12 protein-coding genes are annotated in these 12,739 nt (G+C 73.0%); 1 reads left to right on the plus strand and 11 read right to left on the minus strand.

The features are described 5' to 3' along the window. Window positions 1-8: 8 nt before the first annotated feature. The gene (locus FHL79_RS02700; protein WP_138757089.1) at window positions 9-950 is read left to right on the plus strand and encodes an alpha/beta fold hydrolase; all 942 of its coding nucleotides are present in this window, start codon (window positions 9-11) and stop codon (window positions 948-950) included. On the opposite strand, the gene FHL79_RS02705 is transcribed toward FHL79_RS02700, so the two are convergent. The 11 genes from FHL79_RS02705 to FHL79_RS02755 form a co-directional block, all read right to left on the minus strand. Next, entirely contained in the window at window positions 943-2,706 is a 1,764-nt protein-coding gene (locus FHL79_RS02705; RefSeq protein WP_171057974.1) for a SpoIIE family protein phosphatase, read from the minus strand. The two genes, FHL79_RS02700 and FHL79_RS02705, sit on opposite strands and share 8 nt — an antisense overlap. 46 nt (window positions 2,707-2,752) lie before the next feature. Continuing rightward, window positions 2,753-4,138 (minus strand): cation:dicarboxylate symporter family transporter, encoded by a 1,386-nt coding sequence (locus tag FHL79_RS02710; protein WP_138757091.1) that lies wholly within the window; start codon window positions 4,136-4,138, stop codon window positions 2,753-2,755. Between the two features lie 120 nt (window positions 4,139-4,258). Beyond that, a complete protein-coding gene (locus FHL79_RS02715) occupies window positions 4,259-4,744 on the minus strand; it encodes a hypothetical protein (protein ID WP_138757092.1) in 486 nt (161 codons plus the stop codon). After that, window positions 4,741-5,103 carry a response regulator gene (locus FHL79_RS02720; RefSeq protein WP_138757093.1) on the minus strand — a complete coding sequence of 121 codons (363 nt, stop codon included), beginning with the start codon at window positions 5,101-5,103 and terminating at the stop codon, window positions 4,741-4,743. Before FHL79_RS02720 ends, FHL79_RS02715 begins: the two co-directional genes overlap by 4 nt. Further along, a complete protein-coding gene (locus tag FHL79_RS02725) occupies window positions 5,100-5,597 on the minus strand; it encodes a chemotaxis protein CheX (RefSeq protein WP_138757094.1) in 498 nt (165 codons plus the stop codon). Before FHL79_RS02725 ends, FHL79_RS02720 begins: the two co-directional genes overlap by 4 nt. Continuing rightward, window positions 5,594-5,977: a response regulator gene (locus FHL79_RS02730; protein ID WP_138757095.1), complete on the minus strand. Its 384-nt coding sequence runs from the start codon at window positions 5,975-5,977 to the stop codon at window positions 5,594-5,596. The genes FHL79_RS02725 and FHL79_RS02730 overlap by 4 nt, the downstream gene beginning before the upstream one ends. Window position 5,978: 1 nt before the next feature. Then, the gene (locus FHL79_RS02735) at window positions 5,979-6,803 is read right to left on the minus strand and encodes a CheR family methyltransferase (protein ID WP_138757096.1); all 825 of its coding nucleotides are present in this window, start codon (window positions 6,801-6,803) and stop codon (window positions 5,979-5,981) included. Further along, entirely contained in the window at window positions 6,800-7,930 is a 1,131-nt protein-coding gene (locus FHL79_RS02740) for a protein-glutamate methylesterase/protein-glutamine glutaminase (protein WP_138757097.1), read from the minus strand. Before FHL79_RS02740 ends, FHL79_RS02735 begins: the two co-directional genes overlap by 4 nt. A 100-nt stretch (window positions 7,931-8,030) precedes the next feature. Next, window positions 8,031-8,945, minus strand: coding sequence for a hypothetical protein (locus FHL79_RS02745; protein ID WP_138757098.1), 915 nt, complete (start codon window positions 8,943-8,945; stop codon window positions 8,031-8,033). A 155-nt stretch (window positions 8,946-9,100) separates the two neighbouring features. Further along, window positions 9,101-10,645 carry a methyl-accepting chemotaxis protein gene (locus FHL79_RS02750; protein ID WP_246080272.1) on the minus strand — a complete coding sequence of 515 codons (1,545 nt, stop codon included), beginning with the start codon at window positions 10,643-10,645 and terminating at the stop codon, window positions 9,101-9,103. A gap of 185 nt (window positions 10,646-10,830) precedes the next feature. Next, window positions 10,831-12,465: a methyl-accepting chemotaxis protein gene (locus tag FHL79_RS02755; RefSeq protein WP_138757100.1), complete on the minus strand. Its 1,635-nt coding sequence runs from the start codon at window positions 12,463-12,465 to the stop codon at window positions 10,831-10,833. Window positions 12,466-12,739 lie beyond the last annotated feature (274 nt).

A 12,739-nucleotide genomic window follows, 5' to 3' on the forward strand; every position in this document is an offset into this window, starting at 1 on the left:
GTGTGGCCGTGAGCACCCCAGCCGACGTCCGCACGCCCGAGGAGATCCGCGTCCCGGTGGAGGGCGGTGACCTGGCCGCGCTCTACTGGGCCGCCGACGCCCCGGCCGCTCCCCTCGTCGTGCTGGTGCACGGCATCACCGGCAACTCGATGGTCTGGGCGAAGGTGGCCGCGGCGCTGGCCGGTGAGTGCGAGGTCGTCGCCCCGGACCTCCGCGGCCGGGCGCGCAGCGCGGACCTGCCCGGGCCCTACGGCCTGTCCGCGCACGCCGCCGACGTCACCGCGCTGCTGCAGCGCTTCGGGGCCGACGCGGAGGCCGGCGCCGACGCCACGGTGCTCGTGGGCCACTCGATGGGCGGCTTCGTCGCCGCGCTGGCCACGGCCGGGTCGGCCCGCGACCTGGTGCACGGGCTGGTGCTGGTCGACGGCGGCCTGCCCTTCGCCGTCCCGCCGGCGGCCGACACCGACGACATGCTCGCCGTGTTCCTGGGCTCGTCGCTGGACCGGCTGGACCGTTCGTTCCCCGAGCTGCCCGCGGTGCGCGCCTTCTGGAGCGAGCACCCGGCGGTCGGCCCGTGGGTCGGCGACCCGGCGGTGGCGGACTTCCTGATGCGGGACCTCACCGGCACCGAGCCCGACCTGCACAGCGCGGTGGTGCACGAGGCGGTGCGGGTGGACGGTGCGGACATGCTGCGCAACGAGGCGGTGCTGGAGGCGACGACCGACCTCCCGGTGCCCGCGACGCTGCTGTGGGCCACGCGCGGCATGGCCGGTGAGGTGCCCGGTCTCTACGACGAGGTCCGGCTGGCCGGGATGGGCCTGCAGGACGCCCACGTCACCGCGGTCGAGGTGCCCGACACCGACCACTGGTCGATCCTGTGGACCGAGCTGGGCGTCGCGGCGGTCACCGCGGCGGTGCGCGCGGCGGCGGCCCGGACCGCGCTCAGCTGACGGAGGGCCGCTCCAGCGGCACCTCGCGGGGCCCGGCGACGGCCGGCCGGTCGGCGTCCACCGGGTGCGCCCGCACGGCCAGCAGGGCGACGTCGTCCTCCGCGCCGTCGGCCAGCAGGACGGCGAGCAGGCCGTCGCACAGCTGCTCCAGCGGCTCCGCCGCCAGGTCTCCGACGGCGGCGCGCAGCCGCTCCCGGTCCCGGTCCAGGTCGCCGGTGCGGCGTTCGAAGAGCCCGTCGGTGAACAGCAGCAGGGTGCTGCCGGCCGGGACGACGGTGAGCCCGTCGGCGCGGTCGCCGGACCAGCCGATGCCCAGCGGCGGGCCCACCGGCCCGTCGAGGTCCAGCACCTTGCCGTCGGCCTGCAGCAGCATCGGCATCGGGTGCCCGGCCGAGGCCCACCGCACCCGGCGCAGCCCGGCCACCCGGTCGTCGTCGTCCTGCTCGACCCGGGCCACCAGCGCGGTCGCCAGCGTGGCGACGTCCAGGCCGACGACGGCGAGGTCGACCCGGCGCATGAGGTCGGCCGGGGCGTCCTGCCGGTCGTAGGCGATGGCCCGCACCAGCGTCTTGAGCTGGCCCATCACCGCCGCGGCCTCGAGGTCGTGGCCCATCACGTCACCGATGACCAGCACCGTCGACCCGTCGGGCTGCAGGAAGGCGTCGTACCAGTCACCGCCGATGGAGACGTCCTGCACCGCGGGCCGGTAGCGCACCGCCAGCTGCAGGTTGTCCGGCTGGACCGGCGGGGAGAGCAGGCTGCGCTGCAACCGCTCGGCCACCCGGCTCTGCGCCGTGGTCAGCCGGGCGTTGTCCAAGGCGAGGGCGGCGCGGCGGGAGGCGATGTCGGCGGTGCGCAGCTCGGCGTCGGTGAAGGCACCGCGCTCCGGCCCGGTCACCAGGGTGAACGCGCCGAACTGCTCGCCGCGGGCGATGAGCGGGAAGGTGGCGACGGCGGTCGGCCGGAGCGGCGCCAGCGCCTCGCGGGCCTCGGCGGTGGTCATCGCCACCACCTGCTCCGGGGTGAGCTCCTGGATGACCACCGGCCGTCCCTCGCGCAGCGCGGTGGGCACCGGCGCGGTGGCCCGGTTGGTCGTGGCGCGGAGGTCGGCGTACCGGTGCATCGCGTCGGCCATCGCCGGGTCGGCGTGGGCCCGGCCGACGTCCCGCCGCCGGCCGTTCTCCACGACGCTCACCAGGCACCAGTCGGCCAGCAGCGGGACCACCAGCTCGGCGAGGCTCTGCACCGCCGCGTCGGTGTCCGAGGTGGCGGTCATCGCCTGGCTGATGTCGCCGAGCAGCATGAGGTGCCGGCCGGCGAGCTCGGCGGCGGCGGCGGCCGCCTCGGCCTGCCCGGCGGCCTCCTCGCGGGCGGTGATCGCCTCCTCGCGGGCCCGCTCGACCGCGTGCCGGGCCGTGACGTCGTCGTAGGTGACGACGAGGCCGGCCTCGGTGCGGAAGGCGTCGACCTGGAACCAGATGCCCAACGGGTCGAACCAGGCCTCGAACCCGGCCGGGACACCGGTCTCGGCGACCCGGCGGTAGTGGCTCTCGAAGGGGCTGCCGACGGCCTCGGGGAACTCCTCCCAGACGACCGCGCCGGCCAGCTCCTCGACGGTCCGGCCGAGCAGGCGGGCGCCGGCCGGGTTGATGTAGCGGAACCGCCACTGCCGGTCCAGCACGAACAGCGGGCGGGTCATCCCCTCGACCGCCGACATCAGGACGTCGGCCGCCACGGCCCCGCCGCCCCTGGTCATGGCACCACTGTGCCGCATCGCCGGGGCGGCACCGTGGCCACGCGCCCTACCGGGGGTCGACCTCGGGCTCCGGGGCGCGCGCCGCGTGCTCGTCGTCGACCATCGTCGCCTCGTCGAACGGCCGGTTGCCGGCCAGCACCTGGTCGAGCTGCTCCCGGTCCAGCTCCCTGGTCCAGTGGGCGATCAGCACGCACGCGATGGCGTTGCCGGAGAAGTTGGTGACCGCGCGGGCCTCGGACATGAACCGGTCGATGCCCACGATCAGGCCTACGCCGTCCAGCAGCTCCGGCCGGTGCGAGGAGAGCCCGCCGGCGAGAGTGGCCAGCCCGGCCCCGGTCACCCCGGCCGCGCCCTTCGAGGCGATGATCATGAAGACCAGCAGCCCGATCTGCTCCCCCAGCGACAGCGGGTCGCCGAGCGCCTCGGCGATGAACAGCGAGGCCATCGTCAGGTAGATCGCCGTCCCGTCCAGGTTGAACGAGTAGCCGGTCGGCACCACGATGCCGGCCACCGGCTTGGAGACCCCGACGTGCTCCATCTTGGCGATCAGCCGGGGCAGCGCGGTCTCCGACGACGACGTCGAGACGATGAGCAGGAACTCCCGGGCCAGGTACTTCAGCAGCTTCCACACGTTCACCCGGGCGAAGACCCACAGGACCGTGCCCAGCACGCCGAACACGAAGATCAGGCAGGTGGCGTAGAAGCCCAGCATCAGGACGGCGAGGCTCTTCAGCGCGTCGACGCCGGTGGCCCCGACGACGGCGGCGATGGCACCGAACGCACCGATCGGCGCCACCCACATGATCATCGCCAGGATGCGGAAGACCAGCTTCTGGAAGTGGCCGATGCCGCGCAGCACCGGCTCACCGGCGGCGCCCATCGACTGGATCGCGAAGCCGACCAGCAGCGCGACCAGCAGCGCCTGCAGCACCGAGCCCTCGGTCAGCGCGGAGACCAGCGTGGTCGGGATGAGCCCGAGGATGAACCCGGTGGTGCCGCCCTCCCCCTCGCCCTCGCTGGCCAGGTCGGCGCCCCGGCTGCGCAGCTCGTCGGTGAGCTGCAGGCCGTCGCCGGGGTGCAGCAGGTTCCCCACGACCAGCCCGATGGCCAGTGCGAAGGTGGACATCAGGATGAAGTAGCCCAGCGCCAGGCCACCGACCCGGCCGACCTGCGCGGCCTTCCGGATCGAGCCGATGCCCAGCACGATCGTGCAGAAGATCACCGGCGAGATCAACATCTTGATCAGGGCGACGAACGCGTCACCGAGCCACTTGAGGCCGACCGCGAAGTCCGGGAAGACCAGCCCGACCACGATGCCGAGCGCCACCGCGGCGATCACCGACAGGTACAGCAGGTGCGTCCGGTCGCGGCGGCGGCTCGGCGTGCCGGTGTCGGTCCCGCCGTCGTCCCGGGGTGAGCTGCTCGTGGCCATGCCGGTGATCCTCGCGCGGCGGGCACAGCCCGGCCACTGGACCGCTCCAGACGACGGACGGGGGAGCAGGCCCGCCCTGAGGCGGTCCCGCTCCCCCGTCCGGGGTGCCGGTGCTGGCTGCTACTGCGCCATCACGATCGACAGCGCGCCGGAGCCGTAGCCGGCCACGTCGACCCGCAGGTCGATCCGGTTGAACGCCGCGGCCAGGCCGGCGATGTCGCCCGGGACGGACTCCCCCGGCGCGTACAGCTTGTACAGCTTCGAGTGGTTGATGCCCTCGCCGTTGAACATCGAGGCGGCGATGTTCACCACCTCGTACACGGCCTCGAGGTGCATCGGGTAGAGCTCGCCCTCGTCGATCGCGTCCTCCAGCCCGCCCTTGGGGAGCAGGGCCAGCGCACCGGCCAGCCAGGCGGCCAGCCGGATGTCGAGCACGCAGAGCGCGGTGGTCGCCATCGTCGGGTCGACGTAGACGGCCACGGCCGCCTTGGCGTTCAGCGAGACCGGGTCCCCGGGGGAGACGGTGACGTCCTTGCCGAAGAGGCTCTCCAGCAGGTCGCGGACGTCCTTGGGGGTCGGCAGCACCGCGGGCAGGACGGCGGTCACGCGATCACCCCGTCCAGGGCGTCCTTGAAGGTGTCCTCGTTGAACGGCTTGGCGATGAGGAAGATGGCGCCGGCGTTGGCCGCCTTCGCCCGCATCTCCGGGGAGCCCTCGGAGGTCACGAAGCCGAAGGGCACCTGCGACCCGGAGGCGCGCAGCGCCTCGAGGCACTCGATCCCGCTCATCTCGGGCATGTTCCAGTCCGACAGGACCAGGTCCGGATGCTCGGAGCCGACCAGCTCGAAGGCCTCGCGGCCGTTCTCGGCCTGGATGATGTCGTGGTCGTCGTAGCCCGCCTGCCGGAGGGTGCGGATCACGATCTGCCGCATGACACGGCTGTCGTCGGTCACCAGGATCTTCACTGCGGCACCTCAGTTCCGCTCGGGTGCGGGGCGGTGCCCTGCACGGTGATGGTCAGGAAGTTCCCTCGCCACTGACCGACGAGGGCACAGACGTCGTCCAGCCGGCCACGCGGCGGGGCGGTGCCGATCCGGGGGAGACCCAGCCGGGACTCCCCCGGCAGGACGCTCTTGATGTTGCCGCCGAGCACGTTGGCCAGTTCGCCCAGCGCGTCGGCGACGTCCTCGTCGTCCACGACCGTGGGCGGCCGGGTCATCAGGACGTTCTCGGTGAGCGCCTGCGCGGTGGCGGGGGAGCAGGTGAGGACGACGGAGCCGGTCCACGGCCCGACGATGTCCACCCAGGCGCTGACCACCGCCGCCGGCGGGGCGACCGGGACGGGCACGAAGGCCTCGCCGTCGCCGACCAGCGACGGCCAGACCTCGTCGGCGATGGCCTGCACCGTCGCGGGGTCCAGCAGCGTGCTGATCGGCTGGGCCTGCTGGCTGGTGGTCACGCGGTCACCTGCTCGGGGAGCAGGCCGAGCAGCGCGAGCTTGTCCCGCAGCGCGTCGGCCGTGAAGGGCTTGATCAGGTACTCGTGGGCGCCGGCGGCCAGCGCCTTGACGATCTGTCCCGTCTCGCTCTCCGTGGTCACCATCATCAGCGTGACCTGGCGCAACGCAGGGTTGGCCCGGACGGCGAAGACGAACTGGAGACCGTCCATCACCGGCATGTTCCAGTCGATGCAGCAGAGATCGGGGGTCCACCCCTCCTCCAGCACGTCGAGGGCCTGACGACCGTCGCCGGCCTCACGCACCTCGTATCCGAAGTCCTTGAGGATCGTGCCGACGATGCGCCGCATGGCACGGGAGTCGTCGATCACCAGAGCTCGCATCTCAGGCTCCCTTCCGTGGGCGGTACGCGGAGCCGCGGCCGAGGACGACCCGCTCCCAGTTCTCGTCGACGCCGAGCGTCGTCTCCGCAGCGCCCAGGAACAGCCACCCGTCGGGGCGCATGAGCTGGCGGACGCGGCCGAGGATCGCCTGCTTGGTGGGCAGGTCGAAGTAGATGAGCACGTTGCGCAGGTAGACCACGTCGAACGGGCCCAGCCGGGGCAGCGGTGCGGCGAGGTTGCACTCGCTGGCCGTGATCATCCGGCGCAGGGTCGGAGAGATCTCCCACTCGTTGCCCGCCCGGGTGAAGTGCCGCACCAGCATGGAGGCGGGCAGACCACGGTTGACCTCGAGCTGGCTGAACCGGCCCGCGCGGGTCCGCTCGACCATCGCCCGGGACAGGTCGGTCGCGGTGATCGACACCCGGGTCGCGGCGTTGGGCAGCGCGTCGGACAGCAGCATCGCGATCGTGTACGCCTCCTGCCCGCTCGAGCAGGCCGCCGACCAGATCTGCAGCCGCTCGTCGGGCCGCCGGGCCGCCACCAGCTGGGGCAGCACCGTGCCGGTGAGCGAGGTGAAGGGGTCGCCGTCCCGGAACCAGGACGTCTCGTTGGTGGTCAGCGCCTCGACGATCCGCCGGGTGGTGGCCGGGTCGGGGCGGTTGCGCACCGCCTCGACGAGCTCGCTCACGCCGGACAGGCCACGCTGCTGGGCCATCGGCAGCAGCCGGGCCTCGACCAGGTACTCCTTGCCGGGCTGCAGGACGATGGCGCTCTCGCGGTGCACCAGCTGGCGCACCCAGTCGAAGCTGGTCGCGGTGAGGCTCAACGACGGCCTCCGATCCCGGCGGCGGCGCCGGTGCGGGCCGCGGCGAAGCTCGCGGCGGGACGCGGGGTGGGGAGCAGCCGGATGATCGCCTCGGCGACCCGGTCCAGCGGCACGACCTCGTCGGCGAACCCGGCCTGGGTGACGGCGCCGGGCATGCCCCAGACCACCGAGGTGGCCTGGTCCTGGGCGATGACACTGCCGCCGGTGTCCCGGATCTGACCCGAGCCGATGCGCCCGTCCGAGCCCATGCCGGTGAGCACGACGCCCAGCACCGCACCGCCGTAGGCGGCCACCGCGGAGCGGAAGAGGACGTCGACGGCCGGGCGGCAGAAGTTCTCCGGCGGAGCCTGGTTCAGCGCGGTCCGCTTGCTGGCACCGCTGCTGCCGATGGTGAGGTGGAAGTCGCCGGGGGCGATGTGCACGGTGCCGGGCGCCAGCGGGGTGCCGTCGGTGGCCTCGACCACGGTGAGCGGGCACAGCCGGTCCAGCCGCTGGGCGAACTGCCGGGTGAAGACGGGGGGCATGTGCTGGACCAGCAGCACCGGCACCGGCAGGGACGCCGGCAACAGGGGCAGCACCTTGGTCAGCGCCTCGGGGCCGCCGGTCGAGGAGCCGATCACCAGGACGGCGGGCTCCTTGGGGGCGACGGTGCGCGCCACCGGGGGGCGGACCGGGACGGCGGCCGCGACCGGGGCGGCCGCGGGGCCGCTGGTCTGGGGCCGGCCGGTCAGGGCCTTGATCTTCGGGATGAGCTGCTGGCGCACGCTCTCCATCGACTGCGCCACGCTGCCGACGTTGGCCGGCTTGGTGACGTACTCGTTGGCCCCGGCGCTCAGCGCGTCCAGGGTGGCCGACGCACCGCGCTCGGTGAGCGTGCTGAACATGATGATCGGCACGCGGCTGCGAGTGGCGCGGATCGCGCGCACCGCCTCGATGCCGTTCATGTCCGGCATCTCGATGTCCATCGTGACCAGGTCGGGCTTGAGCTGCTCGAGCTTCGCCACGGCCAGCCGGCCGTTCGCCGCAGTGCCGACGACCTGGATCATCGGGTCCGCGGACAGCACGTCGGTCACGATCTTCCGTACGACGACCGAGTCGTCGACGACCATCACCTTGATCTTCTCCACGCGTTCCCCCGCAGCCGATGTTCCGGCCGGTGGGCCGCTCACAACCTCATCGGCACCAGCCGATGCGTTCTTGAGCGGGATCGCGCGGGGAAGTTGAGCATCACCCGACGAGCGGGAGCGACCTGCCCGTCACCATCTGCCAAGGGGCGCCGAGCACCAGCAGCGACTCCTCGTCCAACAGGTCGCTCATGGCCAGGCCCTGCACGCAGCCGGCCAGCGCGTTCCACACGCCCTCGGCGCCGTCCCGGGCCGAGAAGCCGCCGGCGGTGAAGGCCGACACCGCCATCAGCTGGGCAGCAGCGAGGGTGCGGGTGCGCCCGGAGACGTGCGCGGCCCAGGCCGCGCCGTGCATGGCCGCCGCCCAGGGACGCCGCTGGGCGCGGGTGGCGTCGACGGCCAGCCGCCAGCGGTGGCGTCCGGTCTCGTCCAGGGTGCTCAGCTCGCCGAGCAGCTCGGCCAGCGCGGAGGTGGCCGGCCCGAGGTCGGGCTGCGGGAAGGGCTCCCAGGCGGCGACGGTGGTGTACGGGCCGGTCAGCTCGTGCCGCACCTCGTCGGCCAGCGCGTCGGCGGCCCACCAGCCGGTGGCGGCGTCGGCCAGCACGTCGGCGGCCAGGGTGGCGACGGCCGGGTCGAGGTCGGCGACGACGGAGTGTTCCGGGCCGAGGACGTCGTCGCGCACCAGCCGCTCGAGGGCCGGGGTGTTGCCGATCGTGCTGCGCTCGAGCAGAGCGACCAGGCGGGCGGACCGGTCGTCGGCGTCCCCGCTCGGGGCGGACATGTCCCGCAGCTGCGGCACGCCGGCGGCGGCCAACTCGTGGGCCCGGCGGGCGCGGAAGGCGAGGGCTGCGCGCTCCGCGTCGGGGCGGCCGGTGGCCGGATGCCCCGCGGCGAGCCGGTGCAGGGTCGCGGCGTCGGCACCGAGGCCGGTCAGCAGCACGTCGGCGACCTGCCCACCGGCGGGCAGTCGGACCAGGTCGAAGCCGAGCGTCGCTGCGCTGACCAGGGAGTAGGGCACGTCGCCTCCAGGGAAGTGGTGAGGACGATCGTGGGCGCCCAGCCCACCGAGCGCCACGCGGTCGTCACCCGCCCGCAGGACACCGAGCAGGTGGCGACCGCGTGTTCGTCTCGCACCGTCAGTGCCCGGTCACGCAGCGTCGAAACGGTGGTCACTCAGAAGATGAACCGGGCGACGCTCCCCCGCAGGTCGCTGGCCATCCGGGACAGCTCGTCGACCGCCTGGCGGGTCTGGCCGAGCGCCTGGGTGGTGGAACCCGCCGCCGAAGAGACCCCGGTGATGTTCATGGCGATCTCGGTGGACCCGCCGGCGGCCTCCTGCACCGACCGGGACATCTCGTTGGTCGTGGCGGTCTGCTCCTCCACCGCCGAGGCGATGGTCAGCTGGTAGTCGTTGATCGAGCCGATGATCTCCGAGATCCGGCCGATCGCGTCCACCGCACCGGTGGTGTCACCCTGGATCGCCTCGACCCGCCGGGCGATGTCCTCGGTGGCCCGGGCGGTCTCCTGCGCCAGCTCCTTGACCTCGTTGGCGACCACCGCGAAGCCCTTGCCGGCCTCGCCGGCCCGGGCCGCCTCGATCGTGGCGTTCAGCGCCAACAGGTTCGTCTGCTCCGCGATGCTCGTGATCGCCTTCACCACCGCGCCGATCTCCTGGGACGACGTCCCCAGCTTGGTGATCGTCACCGTGGTCGCCTCGGCCTCACCGACGGCCTGGGCAGCGACCCGGGCCGCCTCGTTGGCGTTCTGGCTGATCTCCCGGATCGAGGCACCCATCTCCTCCGCTCCGGCGGCCACCGTGGCCACGTTGCGCGAGACCTCCTCCGCGGCGGCGGAGACGACACCGGACTGCGCGGAGGTCTCCTCCGCCGACGCCGAGATCTGCGCCGAGGACGCCGACAGCTCCTCCGAAGCAGCCGCCACCGCATCCGAGGACGCAGCGACCGCGGTGATCACCGCTCGCAGCTGGTCCTGCGCCTCGTCCAGCGCCACCGCCGTCTGCCCCAGCTCGTCGCGCCGGTCGACGTCCGTCCGGGTGACCAGGTCGCCGGCCGCCAGCGCCCGGAGCCCGTCGCGGATGCTGGTCAGCGGGCGGGTGACGGCGCGAGCGACCAGGAGGCCGACCAGTGCGGTGAGCACCACCCCGAGGGCGATGGCGAGGGCCAGTTGCCCCCGGGAGGTGAGGTACTCGTCGTGGGCGGCCTCCTGCACGGTGGTCGCGGCGGACTGCTGGGCGGCCCGGGCGGTCGTGAAGGCATCCACGGTCTGGGTGCCCAGGTCCTTGACCTGGGGCAGGGCTGCATGGAACGCCGCCACGTCCCCGGCCACCGCCGCGCCGAGCAGGCCCTGTGCCCGGATCGTCCGGTACTGGCCCACCAGCGGGGCGATGGCGTCGACCTCGGGCACCGACACCCCCAGCGCGGCGTAGCTCGCCAGCGCCGCGTCCAGTGCCGCGTCGTCGTCGATCAGCTTCTGCGCGGCCGCAGCACGGTTCTCGGCTGCGGCGAAGAGGATCGCGTACGCGTCCAGCCGCGTCTGCAGGAAGGCGGTGTTCGCGGTCGCCAACTGCTCCACGGCGGACGTGCTCGACCGCTGCCAGGTGCCCGTCGTGTCCAGAGCGGCCATCCGTGCCAGCCCCACCCCGCCGACGACGAGTGCGACCAGTAGTCCGCACAACGCCGTGGACCCGACCTTCCACACGACGGGCAGGTCCCGCCACCACCCGATTCGGTGCGTTCGGCGAGTGACGATCACAGGATGTCCTCCGGGAAGTAGGGCGTCATCAGGTGGTGCACCACCCTTCTCGGCTGTCCCACTTCCCCGCGGTACCGGACGCGACAGAGCCGCGCGGACCGACGGTCCGCGCGGCTCTGTGGAGCCTTCGCTCAGTAGGTGAAGCGGCCCACCGTCGTGCGCAGGTCGCTGGCCATCCGGGAGAGCTCGTCGACGGCCTGCCGGGACTGCGAGAGCGCCTGGGTGGTCGACTCGGCGGCGGTCGAGACGCCGGTGATGTTCTGCGCGATCTCGGTCGAGCCGCCCGCGGCCTCCTGCACCGACCGGGACATCTCGTTGGTCGTCGCGGTCTGCTCCTCCACTGCACTGGCGATGGTCAGCTGGTAGTCGTTGATCGAGCCGATGACGCTGGAGATCCGGCCGATCGCGGCCACCGCACCCGACGTGTCGCCCTGGATGGCCTCCACCCGGCGGGCGATGTCCTCGGTCGCCCGCGCCGTCTCCTGGGCCAGCTCCTTGACCTCGTTGGCGACCACCGCGAAGCCCTTGCCGGCCTCGCCGGCCCGCGCGGCCTCGATGGTGGCGTTCAGCGCCAGCAGGTTGGTCTGCTCGGCGATGCTGGTGATCGTCTTCACCACGTTGCCGATCTCCTGCGACGAGATGCCCAGCTTCGTGATCGTCTCGGTCGTCGCCTCCGCCTCGGTGACCGCCTGCGCCGCGACCCGAGCCGCCTCGTTGGCGTTCTGGCTGATCTCCCTGATCGAAGCCCCCATCTCCTCCGCGCCGGCCGCGACCGTGCTCACGCTGCGGGAGACCTCCTCCGCGGCGGCCGACACCACCCCGGACTGCACCGAGGTCTCCTCGGCCGAGGCCGAGATCTGACTGGAGGACGCCGACAGCTCCTCCGAGGACGCCGCGACGGCGTCGGCCGAGTCGGCGACCGAGGCCACCAGCCGGCGCAGGTTGCCGATGGCGGAGTCGAGGGATGCACCCATCTGCCCCAGCTCATCACTGGTGCGCAGACCACTGCTCTTCGTGAGGTCACCGTCGGCGAGTGCGTCGGCGACCCGCTTCACCGCGCCCACACCGCGGGCGATGGTGCGGGCGACCGCGAGCCCGACGCCCAGGGCCACCGCCAGCCCGGCGACCAGCAGAGCCACGGCGGACGTACGCTGCGACTCGTACTGGGCCTGGGCGCCGGCGGCCGCCTCCTTGGCCTCGGCCGACTCCAGTCCACGGACCTTGTTCAGGTTGTCGGCGGCCTGCTGGGCCAGGGGCGATGCCTGAGTCTGGTTGGCCGCAAAGAAGCCGGGGACGTCGTTGGCCAACGCCATCGGCCCGAGCACCGTCGTGCCGGCCGCGACGTACTGGTCGAAGGAGTCACTGGCCTGGGCCACCAGGGCGAGTTTGTCCGGGGTGGGGAGGGAGTCGCCGTAGGCGTCGACCTGCTGGTGGAAGGTGTCCTCCAGCGCCGCGAAGGCGTCCAGCGCCTGCTGGCCACCGGCCCGGTCGGGCGTGATCAGGACGTCCCGGATCAGCCGGCGGCCCTCCCCGAGGGTGACCATCATGTCGTCGGCGGCGCTGATGCCGGCGATGTTGCTCTCGTAGAGCGCCTGGCTGGTCTGGGCCGAGGACCCGAGTGCGGACAGGCCCATGACCCCCACGCCGGCGGCGACGACCCCGGCGACCCCCACCGCAGCGAGGATCTTCGTGCGCACGCCCCGGTCGCCCCAGAGGGCGCGCGGCGCGGGAGCGGGGTCGGCGGTGTGCTGCGGTGACGTGGTCATGGTGTCTCTCCTGGTGGGACGCCCGGGCGTCGGTGCTCGGCGGGGCGGACGGTCTCCGTGCGCTCCTCGTGGGCCGCGTCACGATCGGGTTCACGACCATTCTCGGATTGCTGCGACCTTCCTGTACCGGAACTGTGTTCGCCCTGTCCGGAATGGCGAGAAAGTGCGGTGGCCCGCCCACGGGGGGAACTTGTCGACACCGGTCCGCCGGTTCCCGGACAACGACGACGGCCGCCATTCCGCGCCACCGGTGGCGGGAATGGCGGCCGTCAGG

The organism is Modestobacter altitudinis, assembly GCF_005930475.1.
GTDB lineage: Bacteria > Actinomycetota > Actinomycetes > Mycobacteriales > Geodermatophilaceae > Modestobacter > Modestobacter altitudinis.

What these genes read in the sequence shown, in the direction of transcription:
- FHL79_RS02705 (WP_171057974.1), bottom strand. Translation starts at nt 2,706, where the DNA reads ATGACCAGGGGCGGCGGGGCCGTGGCGGCCGACGTCCTGATGTCGGCG.
- FHL79_RS02710 (WP_138757091.1), bottom strand. Translation starts at nt 4,138, where the DNA reads ATGGCCACGAGCAGCTCACCCCGGGACGACGGCGGGACCGACACCGGC.
- FHL79_RS02730 (WP_138757095.1), bottom strand. Translation starts at nt 5,977, where the DNA reads ATGCGAGCTCTGGTGATCGACGACTCCCGTGCCATGCGGCGCATCGTC.
- FHL79_RS02755 (WP_138757100.1), bottom strand. Translation starts at nt 12,465, where the DNA reads ATGACCACGTCACCGCAGCACACCGCCGACCCCGCTCCCGCGCCGCGC.